Here is a 15,300-nt window from a genome sequence, read left to right on the forward strand (position 1 = left end):
TCTCCCATGGGTTGGCTCACGAAGATCTCCGTACGACGCCCGGTGCTGGCGTCAGTGCTCATGCTGGTGATCGTGGTGCTCGGGGCGGCCGGCTACTTCGGCCTCGGGCTCGATCAGTTCCCGAACGTGGACGTGCCGGTGGTGGTGGTGACGACGCGGCTCGACGGCGCGGCGCCGGAGGAGGTGGAGGCCGACATCACCGACAAGATCGAGAGCGCGGTCAACACCATCAGCGGCATCGATGAGCTGCGCTCGACGTCGAGCCAGGGGCTCTCGCAGGTGATCGTGACGTTCGTGCTGGAGCGCGACACCGACAGCGCGGTCCAGGACGTGCGCGACAAGATGAGCACCATCCTGCCCGAGCTGCCGAAGGGGGTGGACCCGCCGATCGTGAGCAAGGTCGACGTGGGGGCCTCGCCGGTGCTGCTCATCGCGGTGCGCTCCGACAAGCCGATCCGCGAGGCGACCGAGATCGCCGACAAGAAGGTGCGCCGGCAGATCGAGAGCATCAACGGGGTCGGGCAGGTGACCCTGATCGGCGGGCAGGACCGGCAGGTGAACCTGTGGCTCGACGCGCTCGCGCTGCGCGCCCACAGGCTCACGGCGACCGACGTGCAGCGGGCGGTGATGGCCCAGAACCTGACCACGCCGGGCGGCAACATCGAGACCGGGCCGGAGAGCCTGACCCTGCGGGTGGCAGGGCGGGTGGAGTCGCTCGCGGACCTCGGGCGGATCGTGATCCGCGAGGAGGGCGGGCACGCGGTGCGGCTGCAGGACGTGGCCCGGGTGGAAGACGGGCGCGCCGAGGAGAAGACGTACGCGGCGCTCGACGGGCAGCGCTCGGTGCTGCTCTCGGTGGTGAAGCAGTCGGGCCAGAACACGGTCACCGTGGTCGACGCGGTGAAGAAGCGGCTCGACGCGGTGCAGCGCGGGCTCCCGGAGGGGACCCGGATCGAGGTGGTGCGCGACAACTCGCAGGTGATCCGCACGGGCATCGACGCGGTGCTGGAGCACCTGGTGCTCGGGGCGCTCCTCGCGGCCCTGGTGGTGCTGGTCTTCCTGGGGAGCTTCCGGAGCACGGTCATCGCGGCGCTGGCGATCCCCATCTCGATCGTGGGGACGTTCGCGGTGATGTGGATCGCGGGCTTCACCCTGAACTTCCTGACGCTGCTGGCGCTGGCGCTGGCCGTGGGCATCGTCATCGACGACGCGATCGTGGTGCTGGAGAACATCGTCCGCTTCATCGACGAGAAGGGGATGAAGCCCTTCCCCGCGGCGGTGATGGCGACGCGCGAGATCGGGCCCGCGGTCATGGCGACCACGCTGTCCCTGATGGCGGTGTTCATCCCGGTGTCGTTCATGCCGGGGATCGCGGGGCGCTTCCTGCGGGGCTTCGGGCTGACCATGGCGTTCGCCATCGCGGTCTCGCTGTTCGTGAGCTTCACGCTGACGCCCATGCTGGCGGCGCGCTGGATCTCGGGGCACCGGGCCAGTGCGGACGCCAAGCCCTCGCTGCTCGCCCGGGGCGTGGACCTCTTCTACAAGCCCATCGAGCGGGCCTACGTCTCAGTGCTCGGCTGGGTGATGCAGCACCGCTGGGTGATGGTCATCGCCTGCGCGGTGACGCTGGGGTCGATCGTGCCCATCGCCAAGGCGCTGCCCTCGGGGTTCCTCCCGCCGGACGACCAGGCGCAGTTCGAGGTGAGCCTGCGGGCGCCGGAGGGGACGAGCCTCACCGCGACGCGGCTGATCATCGAGCGCATCGCCGACGACATCCACCGGCTGCCCGGGGTGAAGAGCACCCTGGTCACGGTGGGCGAGGGGGAGCGCGCCCTGAACGTGGCCAAGGTGTACGTGATGCTGGTCGACCCGACGGAGCGGGCGGAGGACCAGTTCGCGCTGATGCAGCGGGTGCGCACCGAGATCCTCGTGAAGCAGCCGCCGGAGCTGCGGCTCACGGCGGGCGAGGTGCAGGCGATCTCGGTGGGCGGCGCGTCGCAGGCGAGCATCCAGATGGCGCTGACGGGGCCGGACCTCGACCAGCTCAGCGTGTACGCGAAGCGGATCACCGAGGAGCTGAAGAAGGTGCCCGTCGCGGTCGACGTGGACAACACGCTCGTGGACGGGAAGCCCGAGGTGCGGGTCGCCATCGAGCGGGACCGCGCGGCGGACCTGGGCGTGCAGGTGGCCGACGTGGCGAACTCGCTGCAGCTCCTGGTGGGCGGGCTCAAGGTCTCGTCCTACTCGGAGGGCGGCGAGGAGTACGACGTGCGGGTGCGCGCCGACGCGCAGTTCCGGGTGGACGCCGAGGCGCTCTCGCTGGTGAGCGTGCCCTCGTCGAAGCACGGCTCGGTGCCCCTGGCGAGCGTGGTGACCATGAACCCCGACGCGGGGCCCGCGGAGATCGGGCGCCTCGGCCGCCGCCGCCAGCTCACGGTGATGGCGAACTCGGCGCCCGGCGTGGGTGACAGCGCGGTGCAGGCGGCGCTCGACAAGATCATCGCTGCCCAGCACATGCCGGACGGCTACACGGCGCAGGCGGTGGGGCGCTCGAAGAACACGGCGAGCACGGCCGCGGGCTTCGTGATGGTGATCGGCCTGGCCTTCGTCTTCATGTACCTGATCCTCGCGGCGCAGTTCGAGTCGTGGCTGCACCCCATCACCATCCTCCTGAGCCTGCCGCTGACGGTGCCGTTCGCGCTCCTGTCGCTCTTGCTCTTCCACGAGACGCTGAACATGTTCTCGGCGCTCGGCCTGCTGGTGCTGTTCGGGGTGGTGAAGAAGAACGCCATCCTGCAGATCGACCACACGAACCACCTGCGGAAGGAGGGGATGCCGCGGCTCGACGCCATCCTCCAGGCGAACAAGGACCGGCTCCGGCCCATCCTGATGACCACCCTGGCGTTCGTGGCAGGGATGATCCCGCTCGTGAACTCGCACGGGGTCGGCTCCGGCCAGAACCGCACCATGGGCGCCATCGTGCTCGGCGGGCAGAGCCTGTCGCTGGTGCTGACGCTGCTCGCGGTGCCGGTGGCCTACTCGCTGTTCGACGACGCGGGCTTGTGGCTCCGGAAGGTGCTGGGCGGGAAGTCCGAGGAAGACAAGGGGGAGCGGGAACTCGACGCGATGCTCGACGCAGAGCCAGGCGCGCCGATGGAGCACGTGGCAGGGATCGCGCATGTCGCGATGGAAGGAGCGGAGTGATGGGTGCGGCGCTGGACCACGATGTTCTCTCCTTCTACCGCTCGGAGCTCTCCCGGCGGCACATCTTGACCCCCGAGGAGGAGCGCGACCTCGCGCTTCGCTACCGGGGAGGCGATCGTGAGGCCGGGCAGCGGCTCATCGAGGGGTGCCTGTCGTTCGTGCTGACCATCGCCCGGCAGTACCGCCGCTGGGGCACGCCGCTGGAGGACCTGGTGCAGCAGGGCAACATCGGGCTGCTCAAGGCCGCCGACAGGTTCGACCCGGAGCGCGGCTACCGCCTGGCGTCGTTCGCCAAGTTCTGGATCCGCGCGGAGATCCGCGAGTACGTGTTCCGCAACCACCGGGTGGTGTGCCTCGGCTCGTCGAGCGCGGAGCGGCGCGCGGTGCGCTACTTCCGGCAAGCGTTCGTGAGCGACGCGGCGCTGCTCTCGGAGAAGACGGGCCTGTCCCGGCGGAGCGCCGACGCGATGATGCCGCTGCTCGCGACGCCCGAGACGCCGTTCGATACCCCGCTCCACGCCGACGGGAGGCCGCTCTCGGACTCGCTGGAGCACGCGGCGCCGTCGCCCGAGGAGGAGATGTGCCGCGCCGACGAGCGGGCGCACCTGGAGAGCGCCTTGAGGACGGTGCTCTCGGAGCTATCGCCGCGAGAACAGCAGATCGTGGAGCGGCACCTGATGTCCGACGAGCCCGAGACGCTGGCGCAGCTCGGGGTGGAGTTCGGGGTGACGAAGGAGCGCATCCGGCAGGTGGAGGAGCGCGCCAAGAAGCAGATCCGCGGTCGGCTGCAGACGCTCGCGGGCGAGGCGGTGGCGCACTGGGGGTGAGGCGGGCGAGGGGGTGAAGCGAGGCGGGGAGGGTGAGGGGAGCGGATGGGTGTGATGGGCGCGATGGCGTGAGTGCCCGCGCCCGGCGCTCCTCGTGCGGTGCTCAGCCGCTCTCGCTCGGGGGTGGCTCGCCGGTGAAGATGCCGTGCTCCCGGGTGATCCCCGGCTGCGCGGCCACCTCGCGTTCCCAGGCCTCGACGCCGCCCGGGAGGGGGTAGGCGCGGCTCCTGTGTGACATCCAGGGGCGGGTGTCGAAGGCATCGACGACGAGCTTGTTCTCGGTCTCCGTGCTGGGGGGCGGGCGGCGGGCGGTGGGAGGGCGCTTGCGTGCGAGTTCGTGGAGCAAGGCTTCCTGGCGCTGGACGTCGGGGCGGCGGGGGTGGCTGCGGACGGCGGAGACGATGAGGAACCCCACGGGCGCGTTCTCCAGCAGGGCGGCGCGGAGGCGGTCGTGGCCGTCGAGGAGGAGGTACATGTCGAGCCCGGAGACGTTGAGCGTGAGCACGGGAGGGAGGGTGCCGGCGCGGGCCCGCTTGGCCCAGGCGCGCACGCGGGCGGCGTCCGGGGGGCTGTGGTCGCGCATGCGGACGAGGGCGTTGCTGCCGGTGGTGAACCAGCTCTCCCACGCGAGGCGCCCGCCCAGCGCGGCAGGGGCTAGGCCCGGGGGGTCGTCCTCGGGGTCGCGGGCCCACCGCAGCGCGTTCGGGGACAGGTGCGTCGAGGAGAAGGTCTCCACGCGCGCTGGCGGGGGCAAGGGGAGGCCAGGGACGTCCTTGGCGCGCGCCGGGGTGATCTGCCAGCTCCCCGGGTAGAGCGGGGTGCGGGGCGAGGCGGCGAGGGTGCGCGCCGCGTTCCTGGCCCACGCCTTCCACCACGCCTCGCTGCCGGGCGCGCCGTCGATGGTGTCGGAGATGGCGTCGGTGATGGCGTCGGTGGCCGCGGCGCTCAGGGGAGGGACGACCTCCCAGGGCTCCGTGCGGGCGCCGATGAGGCGCCAGACGCCCATGTACTGGGGGTGGACGTGCCCCCAGAGGACGGGGGTGCCGGCGCAGTCGACGCGGATGCGGCGCGGGTAGGCGAGCTTGACGCGCAGGCCAGGGGCGCCCGCGGGGAGGTCGGCGGCGGTGAGCTGGAGGTCGAGGCCTTGCCAGGGGCCGACGGAAGGCGCGGCCTCGATGTCTCTCCAGTGCATGAGAGGGGAGGATAGCGCTCTCCCGGAGACGGGCTCACCAGGTCCAGGTGGCGCCGCCCATGTAGCTCTCGGTGAGGGCGCGCTGGCCGAAGCGGTAGCCCACGGAGGCGTAGCCATCGATGGAGAACACGTCGCCGAGGTGCACGCGGACGAGGGGCACGGGTCTGAGGCCGTGCATGAGCACCGAGCCCACCGAGACCTCGACGTCGTGCTCCGGGGCGCCTCGCGGGAGGTCGCGGCCAAAGAGGAGGTTGTGGGAGAGGCCCGCGGAGAGGCCGAGGGTCACCGTGTCGGCGACGGTGGCGGAGTAGCCGAGCATCATCCGGTTGCGCACCAGGTCGAAGGCGGGCTGGAAGCCGCGCTCCGGGCTGCAGTCGACGTGGGCGCAGGCGGTGACGCGGTTGTACGAGGAGAAGGGGCTGGTGAGGCCGATGCCGAAGTCGAGGCTGCTGCGGGGGGAGAGCCAGAAGCGGAGATCGAGGCCGAGGCCGAGCTTGCCGTCGAGGATCGTACCCTCGATGGAGCTGTAGCCCAGCGACCAGGAGAGGAGGCCGCCCCAGGGGATCCACTCCACGCCGCCGTGCTCACCGCCGCGGTACGCGATGGCGAGGGTGGGCAGGACCCACTGCAGGCGATCGGTGATGCCCCACGCTCCTTGCACGGGCAGCGCGAAGCTCGTGTCGGCGTCCGGGGAGGAGGAGAAGCCGGGGCGGCTGAAGGTGGAGTGGTTGACGCCCGCAGCGGCCTGGATCTCCCACGTGCCCGCCGCGAGGGTGCTGCGGGTGACGGGGCGCGGCTCGGTGCTCTTCGAGGCCAGCAGGGGTCCGGCGGCGAGCTGGAGGTCGGTCTCGGAGAGGCGGGTGGTGGTGCCGGGGGCGACGCGCAGCTCCTGCACCCACGACTTGCCGCCCTCGCGGCGGCGGACGAGGTAGCGGCCGGGAGGGACGGCGAGCGTGAGGACCTTCTCGCCAGGCTGCACCTCGAGGACGGTGAGGCCGGAGTCGAGGTGGATGACCTCGAGGGGGCCCTGCTTCTGGGTCAGCTCGACGACGGTCTTGCTGCGCGAGAGGGTGGAGAGGGAGAGGTCCTGCCGGCCGCTGAGGTTGAGCTTGAAGCTCGGGTGCTGGGGGACGGGGGTGTGCACCGCGGTGTCGCGGATGGTGAGCGCCTTGGCGTAGTCGAAGGCCTCGGCGAGGGTGACGCGGCCGTCGGTGTTGCGGTCGGCGGCGCCGCGGAGGCCGGCGTTCCAGTGGTGGGTGAAGAAGGAGCCGCGGAGCTGCTCGGACTCGTGGGCGTCCTCCAGGCCGGAGCTGGAGGCGATGAGGGCCGAGCCTTCGTTGGAGACCAGGCCGGGCAGCTCGATGGCGAAGGTCTCGGTCTCCTGCAGGCCCTTGGTGCCGGTCCAGCCGCCGCCGCGGCAGGCGTCGATGAGGCCGATGCGGACCTGGGCCGTCCTGCTGTCGAGGCGCGCGCGCAGCTCGGTCAGCATGAGGGGCTTGCCGGCGGGGTAGAGGGCGTGCGCGTCGGCGTGGCCCGAGTAGTAGAAGAAAAGGACCAGGGGCTCGGCCGGGTGCTGGGCGGCGTGGGTCAGCTCGCGGTCGAGGGCGTCGAGCACGCCGCGGGGGTCGGGGTCGGTGAGCACCTGGACGTCGCGCGGGTCGAAGCCGCCGAGCTGGGTGAGGACGTGCGCCACGGCGCGGGCGTCGTCGTGGGCGAACCGCAAGGGCTTGCGGCCAGGGGCGGCGCCGTTGGCCCCGACGATGACCGCGGCGCGCCTGGGGGCACCAGCGTGGGCGTCGGGGGCACGCGCGCAGAGCGCCGCGAGGGCCAGGGTGAAGGCCAGGAAGAGGCGGGCGAGGAATACGCGAGGCTTCACGGTGCATGCTCCGGGCGGGGGCGCTTCGGCAGGACGAGGCGGCGCGTCCAGATGCCATCGCGCGGGGTGCGGGCGAGCGAGAGTGCGTCCTCGCCGTCGAGGGGTGAGGTGGAGAGGAGCACCACGAGCACCTCGTCGCCGGCTGCGTCGTCGACCTCCCATGCCTTGGGAAGTGCGGCCGGCTTCTCGGGGTCGAGGGGCGCCGTGTAGAGCAGGGTCGGCCGAGGGACCTGGGGTCCATCGGCGCGCGGGTCGGCGAGGACAGCGACGTGGGTGAAGCCCTCCGGGGCGATCTCGAGGCGGAGCTTGTCGCCAGGCAGGACGGGCTCGGCGCCGTCCCACAGGAAGACCCGCTCGCCCCGCTTGATGTGGAGCAGCACGGAGGCGCCACCCTTGACGGTGGTGAACGCTTCCTCCGCGGCGGGGTCGTTATCCTCGGGGAGGGTCGTCAGGGGAGCAGGGCGGAAGGCGATGAAGAGCAGGACGGCGGCCGCCGCAGCGAGCGTGGGCGCTGCCCAGAGGAGGCGGCGCGCCATGCTGGAGCGAGCCTGCGCGGTGCTCGCGGCCCGCGCGCGGCGTGCAAGCGCGGGGAGGGCGGTGAGGTCGGGGGGCTGGGCGAGCGCGGCGAGGTGGCTCTTGCAGGCGGCGCAGTGCGCGACGTGCTCCCCCGTCTCGGGCGAGGTGGGGGCACCGAGGGCGAGCCTGTCCAGCTCCAGGAAGGAAGGGTGGTGGTCGGTGGTGTTCATGCTTCACTCCCCTGCCGCAGTCGGGCGATGCGTTCCTCGAAGCCCACGAGCAGCCTGCGGACCGTGCGCTCTCCGGTACCGGTGACCTGCGCGATCTCGGCGTGGGTGAGCCCATCGAGGCGGCTCAGGATGGCGACCTCCATCTCGCGCCGGGGCACGGTGCGCCTGAGGTGCGCGAGCATGCGCCGCCAGTGGGTGCGCGCCTCCGGGTCGGCTGCCGTCGTGCCGAGCTGCTCCCAGTCCGGGGCCTCCGCGCGCTCCTTGCGCCAGGGGTCGCGGTAGCGGTCGATGGCGAGGTTGGTGCTCGTCCGGTACACCCAGGCCGTCATGGCCCTCGCGTCGCGCAGGTTCACGCGCTCCGCCCAGATGCGGGCGAAGGTCTCCTGCGCCACGTCCCGGGCCTCCTCCGGGTCGGCGAGCATGCGCGCGCACTTGCCCACGATGATGGGGAACAGGCGCGCGTACGCCCCTTCGATGGTCTCGTCGTCGATGTGTGTCATTCATGGCCTTCCCACCACCCTGAGGACGGTGGGGGCCCGCAGAAGCGGCCACTTTTTTTTCTGCACCGCGCCGGGGCCGGCCCGCGGTGCGCCAGGCGGAGCATATCCCCCCGCCAGCGGGCGTGGCTCCAGCGCTTGGCGGCGGTGCGTAGGAAGGGCTTGCCAGGGCGGAGCGCCTTCGGGGAAGGTGGCCCGGAGGTGCACCTTGAGCCAGAAGCCCACCGAGCCGCGTCCGCCCCTGCCCCCGTTCACCGCCGAGACGGCTGCGACCAAGGCGCGGCTCGCGGAGGACGCCTGGAACAGCCGGGAGCCCGCGCGCGTGGCGCAGGCCTACACGGTCGACAGCCACTGGCGAAACCGCGCGGAGTTCTTCGTGGGGCGGGAGGCCATCGAGGCCTTCCTGCACCGCAAGTGGCAGCGGGAGCTGGACTATCGCCTCATCAAAGAGGTCTGGGCATTCACCGGAGACCGCATTGCGGTGCGCTTCGTCTACGAATGGCACGACGATAGCGGCAACTGGTATCGGTCCCACGGCAATGAGCAATGGGAGTTCGACGGGCAGGGATTGATGCGCCGGCGCGAGGCGAGCATCAATGACGTGCGGATTGCCGCCGAGGAGCGGAAGCTCCACTGGCCGCTCGGGAGGCGGCCGGACGATCACCCGGGGCTGAGCGCGCTGGGGCTGTAGGAGACGGGTTCCCGCTGAGGTGAGCCCTCACCAGCGAGACATCCGCAGCGAGACCTCAGTCGGTCGGACGGCATGCGCTCGGGGGCGCATCATCGCGGTAAGGCGGGGTCAGCTTGCCATCTTTCGTGTAGATGCCTGCCCGGACGGCTAGCTCGAAAAGCTGCTGAGGCGTCATTTCCCGCATCTCCGCGAGCACCTGTCGACGCGCTCTGGTCTCCGCGTCGAGGTTCTCGGGCTTCGGCAAGGCCTTCTTCTTTGCGCTCTTCCGGCTCATGGCTTCTCCATCATGGGCTTGAACACCCCCCAGGATGCAACTCGGGTTCCGCACGGAGATCTGGATGTGGCTTTCATGCTGGATGCCGCTGCCCGGGAACGCACGAGGCCCCTCGACGAACGCGCAACGCACGGTGTCGAAGGCAAAGGCTCGCTCTTCCAGGCGCTGAAGGTAGAAGTTCAGCACGGCACAATCACGGTGCCTCAGCTTTTTTTCGGGCGTCTTGCCCTTGTTTTTAGGAAGTGGCTCATGGGCAGCACGCTTGACCTCCTTGAAGAGATGGTAGGCTTCAGACAGCTCTGCCGTGTAACGGGTATCCATGAGGTCGAAGCACTTCCCCAACTGAACGATGGCGCCGACGACGGCAGGGTGCTTCACCTTCCGAAGGCTCTTCTGAAAGTGGGCGAACTTCAAAGCTCGGTCGTTCCCAAACTCCCAGAAGTAGATGCCTTCCCCAAGCCAGTCATAGCTGTTCTTGCTCTTCTGAAAGGGCGCGCCAGCGAGGATGCGTTCAGCGACTTTGGTGTCACACCCGTGGTAGGCGATGACGGTTCGATCGTATCTCACGAGACAAGGATGCTCGCGCCCCAGGGGGGAAACAAATTTTCGCGCGCTGAGCGCTGGATGCGCACATGCCGCAAGGACTTCCGGGGCATAGTGTGATTGCGTGCTCGTACCGCTCGACGTGTCGAAATGAGATATCGGTTCGAGGCGTCTGTGGCGTCCGCGCTGATGCGATGCGACTCTGGTACTACCTGCGCTGGTGGGCGCTCCGGTGGGGCGACGAAGTCCCTTCTTCAAGGCGCGTGGCCGAGCACGAAGCGTGAGAAGAGGAGGGCGACGATGAGGCCCCACAGGGCCAGGGACGGCAAGGCCATGGCGCCGAGGCACCCGGCCTGGGCGCGGCCGCCATTGGCGGGCTCGGGGGAGAGGAGGCCGCGCTCGACGAGGGGCGTCAGGGCACGGAAGCCCATGTCCACGAGCAGGATCCTCCAGGTGCTGGCGCGGGTCTCGAGCTCCACGAGGGTGTCGACCTCGGGGCCCGAGGCGAAGGAACTGGAGGCGACGTGGTTCCACCAGCGGATCCTGGTGATGTCCGCGACGGGGACCTCCGCCACCTGCCGCCCCTGCTCCAGGACGATGACCGTGGCGCCGCTGGTCATGTCGAAGGTTCCAGGCTTCGCGGAAGCAGCGCGCCGGGCAAAGCGGCGCCCGAGCCACAGCTCTCGTGCGTAGTACGGGACCCAGATCGGAGCCAGTGCCACGAGGAGGGGCGGCGCGAGCAGCACGAACGCGGAGTCGGCGAAATCGCTCCAGCGTACCGGTAGCCGGAAGGGGGTGCGGGCGCGTGGGATGTTCAAGCTCGTCCGACTACCTCGATGGGCGTGGTGGTGAAGACCCGACGAATCGTGCGGTCGTCGTAGCGTACCCGGATGATGTTCCCTGTCGAGAGCTTGGGGAGGGACCCGTCGCGCACCAGCATGACTTCCTCGTCGCGGCACGACTCTCCCCCGGCGAGGGGCACGACGTCCATGAGGATCAGGACCAGGCTTCCGCCCGCCACGTAGCCCTGGCGGAGGATGACCACCTTGAGGATCCGCGCGCGGCCCTCCTTCCCCCAGGCCGAGACCCACATGGACACGGCACGCGGCGGGAGGCTGACGAGCAGCGAGAGCGCAAGAATGGCGCTGGGCACGGTGAGCAGCAGCCAGAGGTGAGCACCCGCGTGGACCATCAGCCCGCTCCAGAGGGCAGCGGCGGTCATGGCGCAGAAAATCGCCACGCAGATGGCGAAAGCGATGGGCGTGAAAGGAAGGCGGCTGGTGAGCCGGTGGAGCTGAGGGGTGAGGAGCTGCTGGATGGCCGCCTCGGCCTCGGCGGGGGCCACCCGGGCGTGCTGGGCATAGAGGGCGACGGCGTCCTGGTGGCGGCCGTCGATGACGCGCTGCTTGATCTGCTCGACGACCTCCGCGGGGACGCTGTCGGGGGTGAGCGTGGGTAGGTGCTGCGCCGTGGGAGAATGGGCAGGGGGGTGGTGGGTCGTGGGGACCTGGGGTCGGGTGTCGGACCAGGTGCCGATGCGCGTGCTGGTGTTGCAGTAGGCGCAGATGGTGATGCGTTGCGTCGGCTGGAGCGGCAACGGCGCGCCGCAGTGGGGGCAGCTCACGTGGAGCGCGTGCATCAGGGCATGATCGCAACGGGAGAGGCAGGCACGCAAGCCGACGGTGCTTCAGCTCCGTCGGACCTCGATGCTGCCGCGTCTCTGTTCACCCGAGCTGCCATTGCACCTCCCGGACTGCGTCACGCATGCGGGGGCCGCCATTGATCGTCAGATTGAGCATGAAGCTCCGCCGAGCGCGCCTTCGCCTGGTGGGCGCCACGCTGTGCTCGAAGCGGAAAGATCGCATGGCGAGGCACCCGGCGCAGCGTGTAAATCGGCACCCTGCGCCGAGTGCCGCGCGCGTGCCTGCGTGAGAGCGCCGGGATCATCACGAACCCTGCGTGGATGACGTCCTGAGGGCATGAAAAAACGTGCTGATGACCCCGGACGCGGTGGCGCTCGCGTGTAGTATCCCGGGGCCGGTTCCTCCCAGGCGCCTGTCGCGCGACTTCACCTCAGGAGCCCATGGATCTCTCCCGCCTCTGTCAGAACCGCACGCCGATGGACGTGCGCTGCGTTCCGATGGATGACCGCACCGGCCGGGAGGTCCTGGTGGTGATCGCGAAGATGACCTGGCGCGTCGGACCGAACGGGGCCGCCACGATCGCGAGGCCCATCGCGCCGGTGCGGATCTTCGACGTGCCCCGATCCGACGCGCGCTACGCGAGTCTCCGGCACGCGAGCGATGCGGTCGACGAGAAGCCCGGCACCGACGTGCTGCTCCTCGGCACCGCCTACCCTTCGCGCCCCGACGCTACCAAGCAGAGCGTGAGCCTGCGGGTCGAGACCGGGCGGACCTCGCTGCACAAGGTGCTGACGGTGCACGGGCCGCGGGTGTGGCAGCAAGCGATGGTGGGGCTCACCCCGGGGCCGTCGGGCAAGATGGGGCCGACGCCGCTCGTGTACGAGCTGGCCTTCGGGGGCGTGGACGCGACGGACCCGGAGGTGCCGGTCAGCGATTACCGCAACCTGTCGGGGACCGGCTTTCACGAGCGCCGCGCCGGGCTCGTGGGCAGGCCGGCGCCGGTCATCGAGGACCCCCGGCTGCCGCTCTCGTCGCGCGCCCCGGCGCCCGCGGGGTTCGGCCCGATCCCGCAGCACTGGGCGCCCCGTTCGGAGCGGGCCGGTACCCACGACGAGGCCTGGCGCCGGGAGCGGGCGCCGCTCCGGCCCCTCGATTTCGACCCGCGCCACAACTCGTGCGCCCCCGACGACCAGTGGCTGGAGACGCCCCTCGTGGGTGACGAGGCGGTCGAGGTCCTCGGCGCGACGCCGGAGGGTGCATGGCGGTTCCGGCTGCCCCGGTATGCGCCGATGTTTCACTCCACGGTCCGTGGCAGATCGTTCGAGCACCCGACGCACCTCGACACCTTCTGCATCGACGCCGACGCGCGCACGGTGGAGCTGGTGTGGCGTGTGCGCGTGGCATTGCCGCGCAAGACGGAGCACCTGGAGAAGGTCGTCATCTTCGGATCGGAGCCCCTCCCGCACCACATCGTGGCGCAGCTCGCGGCGAGCGTGTTCGGGGAAGGGTCCACGGCGGAGGCATCATGAGCAGACGCAAGGTCGACATCGCGCTGGAGCTGGGGGGAGGGGCAGCCGGAGCACCTGGCTCGGGGCTGAACGTGCCGGCCGCGGAGGCGCTGCGGGTCGTCGCGGTGCGGGTCGTGGAGGGCATCTCGAAGCTCACCCACGTGGAGGCGGAGCTGGCCAGCCACGACGCCCTCGACTTCGCGGGCGCCATCGGCGGCGACGCGACGCTCAGCATCCTCTTCGACGGGGTGCCCGCCCGGACGTGGGCGGTGCGCCTCGGCCAGGCGCGCTTCGCAGGCATCGACGACGGCGCGATGCACTACAAGCTCGACCTCTACCCGCGCCTCTGGTTCCTGCGAAACACCAGGAACACCCGCAAGTTCCGCAACATGAGCGCGACGGACATCGTGTCCAAGGTGCTCTCCGAGGGGCAGGTGCCCTTCACCTGGAAGACCACCCGCACGCCCCCGGTGCGCAAGTACTGCGTGCAGTACCGCGAGTCCAACCTGGCGTTCGTGCTCCGGCTCCTCGAGTTCGAGGGCATCTACTACACGTTCACGGGCGAGGACGTCCTGGAGCTGGGGGACGCGTCCGGGTCTGCGGACAGCGTCGAAGGGGCCTCGCACTACGAGCTGATCGACGCGGCGGGCGCCCTCGAACGGGACGAGATCGGCGTCTACTCCTGGAGGAGGCGCGCGCGGGTCGCCTCGGGCAAGGCGTCGGTCAACGACTTCAACTGGAAGAAGCCGCGGCTCAACCTGCTCACCTCGAAGGCCGCCGACCTCGACACGGAGCTGGAGACCTACGACTACCCGACCGGCTTCCGGAACCCGAAGGACGGCGAGTACCTCGCGCAGATCCGGCTGGAAGCGCAGCGCGTCCCCTCGCGCACCAGCGAGGGGCTGAGCACCGTGCCCGCGTTCGCGCCCCTGCGGAAGCTCTCGTTCGGCGACGACGGGGGCGCCGGGTTCGGCGGGGAGCACCTGCTCATCGACGTCGAGCACGTCGCCCACAACGCGGTGTACCCGAGGGCGCTCACCCTGCCCACGGGCAAGGTGTACGAGAACCGCTTCGTCGCCATCCCGGGGGACGCCCCCTTCCGGCCGGCCTGGGAGACGCCGAGGCCGGTCATCGAGGGCACGCACACCGCCATGGTCCGGGGCCCGTCCGGCGCCGAGATCCACACCGACAAGTACGGGCGCTTCCGCGCGCAGACCCACTGGGATCGGGAGGCGAAGGGGACCGACGAGGACTCGCGCTGGGTGAGGCCGCTGCAGGAGTGCGCGACTTCCATGGTCCTCGCCCGCGTCGGCTGGGAGATGAGCCTCGCCTACATCGACGGCGATCCTGACCGGCCGGTGGGCGTCGCCCGCAACATCAACGGGGTGATGGTCCCGACCTACGCCCAGCCGGCCCAGAAGACGGTGATGACCATCAAGACGCCCACCTCGCCGAAGAGCGGCGGGTTCAACGAGCTGCGGCTCGAAGACAACGCGGGCTCTCAGCACTTCTACGTCAGGGCGGAGCGCGACCTCGTGGGCGTGGTCAAGCACGACAAGACCGAGCGCATCGGCAACAACGAGACGCACTTCGTCTCCGTGCACATGAACCGCTCCATCGAGAACGACCAGACCGTGTCCATCGGCGCGAACAGCACCACCTCGGCTGGCAACGATTACCGGCTGGAGGTGAAGGGGGACCGGTCGATCTCCGTGGGAGGCAACGAGACCATCGAGGTGGGCGCGACGGCCGGGTCCTCGGTGTTCGGCAGCGATCAGGAGACGGTGGGCAGCGTCCGCATGACGCAGGCGGGCCTGACCAGCACGGGCTCGATCAACCGGAAGACCGAGAAGGACATCCAGCGCCTCGTGGGCGGCGCGTTCGTGGCCGTCTCGAAGGAGAACGTGCAGACGCAGGTGCAGGAGAACTACACCGAGGTGGTCGGGGGGGCCAAGCTGACCACGACCAAGAACGGCAGCATCTCCCAGGTCGTGAGCGACGAGAAGAAGCTGGTCGTCGGCGGCGCGGTGCTGCGCGAGAGCGGCGAGGACATGGGGGTCGGGGCGGAGAAGACGGAGGTGAACGTGGCGAGCACGGCCACCCTCACCTCGGCGGAGCGGGTGGAGTACCGCGGCAAGGTGGTCCTCCTCGAAGCGCGGGAATCCCTGTCCTTCAAGGGGCCCGGGACCGAGGTCACGCTCACGCCGGACAAGACGACGTTCAAGGGGATCGTCCTGCTCCAGCCGGGCGACAAGCTGGTGACCACCGGCGGGCCCGACAACATCACGAAGTGAGGGAG

The 15,300-nt window shown here is 70.3% G+C and carries 12 protein-coding genes; 5 read left to right on the forward strand and 7 right to left on the reverse strand.

Translation table 11 applies throughout. The annotated features are described in order from the left end of the window. Positions 1 to 6: 6 nt before the first annotated feature. Together CAP_RS11925 and CAP_RS11930 are read left to right on the forward strand one after the other, a co-directional pair. Positions 7 to 3,204 (forward strand): efflux RND transporter permease subunit, encoded by a 3,198-nt coding sequence (locus CAP_RS11925; RefSeq protein ID WP_044239977.1) that lies wholly within the window; start codon positions 7 to 9, stop codon positions 3,202 to 3,204. Then, positions 3,204 to 4,031 carry a sigma-70 family RNA polymerase sigma factor gene (locus tag CAP_RS11930; protein WP_044239979.1) on the forward strand — a complete coding sequence of 276 codons (828 nt, stop codon included), beginning with the start codon at positions 3,204 to 3,206 and terminating at the stop codon, positions 4,029 to 4,031. The genes CAP_RS11925 and CAP_RS11930 overlap by 1 nt, the downstream gene beginning before the upstream one ends. Positions 4,032 to 4,134: 103 nt before the next feature. Here CAP_RS11930 and CAP_RS11935 read toward each other — a convergent pair whose 3' ends face one another. From CAP_RS11935 to CAP_RS44315, 4 genes are read right to left on the reverse strand one after another with little or no spacing between them, the layout of a single operon-like run. Then, positions 4,135 to 5,223 carry a hypothetical protein gene (locus tag CAP_RS11935; RefSeq protein ID WP_044239982.1) on the reverse strand — a complete coding sequence of 363 codons (1,089 nt, stop codon included), beginning with the start codon at positions 5,221 to 5,223 and terminating at the stop codon, positions 4,135 to 4,137. 34 nt (positions 5,224 to 5,257) lie between these two features. Next, entirely contained in the window at positions 5,258 to 7,099 is a 1,842-nt protein-coding gene (locus tag CAP_RS11940) for a caspase family protein (RefSeq protein WP_044239985.1), read from the reverse strand. Then, positions 7,096 to 7,845, reverse strand: a complete 750-nt coding sequence (locus CAP_RS52185; protein ID WP_052374866.1) for a hypothetical protein — start codon at positions 7,843 to 7,845, stop codon at positions 7,096 to 7,098. Before CAP_RS52185 ends, CAP_RS11940 begins: the two co-directional genes overlap by 4 nt. After that, complete coding sequence (locus CAP_RS44315; RefSeq protein WP_052374869.1) at positions 7,842 to 8,345, reverse strand: RNA polymerase sigma factor; 504 nt, start codon at positions 8,343 to 8,345, stop codon at positions 7,842 to 7,844. Before CAP_RS44315 ends, CAP_RS52185 begins: the two co-directional genes overlap by 4 nt. A 205-nt stretch (positions 8,346 to 8,550) precedes the next feature. On the opposite strand from CAP_RS44315, the gene CAP_RS11955 reads away from it, so the two are divergent. Then, entirely contained in the window at positions 8,551 to 9,033 is a 483-nt protein-coding gene (locus CAP_RS11955; protein ID WP_044239988.1) for a nuclear transport factor 2 family protein, read from the forward strand. 55 nt (positions 9,034 to 9,088) lie between these two features. Here CAP_RS11955 and CAP_RS11960 read toward each other — a convergent pair whose 3' ends face one another. The 3 genes from CAP_RS11960 to CAP_RS11970 all read right to left on the reverse strand — a co-directional run bounded on the left by CAP_RS11960 (position 9,089) and on the right by CAP_RS11970 (position 11,489). Further along, positions 9,089 to 9,874 (reverse strand): hypothetical protein, encoded by a 786-nt coding sequence (locus CAP_RS11960; protein WP_052374871.1) that lies wholly within the window; start codon positions 9,872 to 9,874, stop codon positions 9,089 to 9,091. Between the two features lie 230 nt (positions 9,875 to 10,104). Then, the gene (locus CAP_RS11965; RefSeq protein ID WP_044239990.1) at positions 10,105 to 10,668 is read right to left on the reverse strand and encodes a hypothetical protein; all 564 of its coding nucleotides are present in this window, start codon (positions 10,666 to 10,668) and stop codon (positions 10,105 to 10,107) included. Beyond that, positions 10,665 to 11,489, reverse strand: a complete 825-nt coding sequence (locus CAP_RS11970; protein ID WP_044239993.1) for a hypothetical protein — start codon at positions 11,487 to 11,489, stop codon at positions 10,665 to 10,667. Before CAP_RS11970 ends, CAP_RS11965 begins: the two co-directional genes overlap by 4 nt. A gap of 444 nt (positions 11,490 to 11,933) precedes the next feature. Here CAP_RS11970 and CAP_RS44320 point away from each other — a divergent pair, with 444 nt between their 5' ends. Both CAP_RS44320 and CAP_RS11980 read left to right on the forward strand, forming a co-directional pair. Next, positions 11,934 to 13,022 (forward strand): DUF2169 family type VI secretion system accessory protein, encoded by a 1,089-nt coding sequence (locus CAP_RS44320; RefSeq protein ID WP_052374873.1) that lies wholly within the window; start codon positions 11,934 to 11,936, stop codon positions 13,020 to 13,022. Then, positions 13,019 to 15,295, forward strand: coding sequence for a type VI secretion system Vgr family protein (locus tag CAP_RS11980; RefSeq protein WP_044239995.1), 2,277 nt, complete (start codon positions 13,019 to 13,021; stop codon positions 15,293 to 15,295). The genes CAP_RS44320 and CAP_RS11980 overlap by 4 nt, the downstream gene beginning before the upstream one ends. The last annotated feature ends 5 nt before the right edge of the window (positions 15,296 to 15,300 follow it).

The sequence above is a fragment of the Chondromyces apiculatus DSM 436 genome (assembly GCF_000601485.1).
Lineage (GTDB): Bacteria > Myxococcota_A > Polyangia > Polyangiales > Polyangiaceae > Chondromyces > Chondromyces apiculatus.

What these genes read in the sequence shown, in the direction of transcription:
- CAP_RS11925 (WP_044239977.1), top strand. Translation starts at nt 7, where the DNA reads ATGGGTTGGCTCACGAAGATCTCCGTACGACGCCCGGTGCTGGCGTCA.
- CAP_RS11930 (WP_044239979.1), top strand. Translation starts at nt 3,204, where the DNA reads ATGGGTGCGGCGCTGGACCACGATGTTCTCTCCTTCTACCGCTCGGAG.
- CAP_RS11935 (WP_044239982.1), bottom strand. Translation starts at nt 5,223, where the DNA reads ATGCACTGGAGAGACATCGAGGCCGCGCCTTCCGTCGGCCCCTGGCAA.
- CAP_RS52185 (WP_052374866.1), bottom strand. Translation starts at nt 7,845, where the DNA reads ATGAACACCACCGACCACCACCCTTCCTTCCTGGAGCTGGACAGGCTC.
- CAP_RS44315 (WP_052374869.1), bottom strand. Translation starts at nt 8,345, where the DNA reads ATGACACACATCGACGACGAGACCATCGAAGGGGCGTACGCGCGCCTG.
- CAP_RS11970 (WP_044239993.1), bottom strand. Translation starts at nt 11,489, where the DNA reads ATGCACGCGCTCCACGTGAGCTGCCCCCACTGCGGCGCGCCGTTGCCG.
- CAP_RS44320 (WP_052374873.1), top strand. Translation starts at nt 11,934, where the DNA reads ATGGATCTCTCCCGCCTCTGTCAGAACCGCACGCCGATGGACGTGCGC.
- CAP_RS11980 (WP_044239995.1), top strand. Translation starts at nt 13,019, where the DNA reads ATGAGCAGACGCAAGGTCGACATCGCGCTGGAGCTGGGGGGAGGGGCA.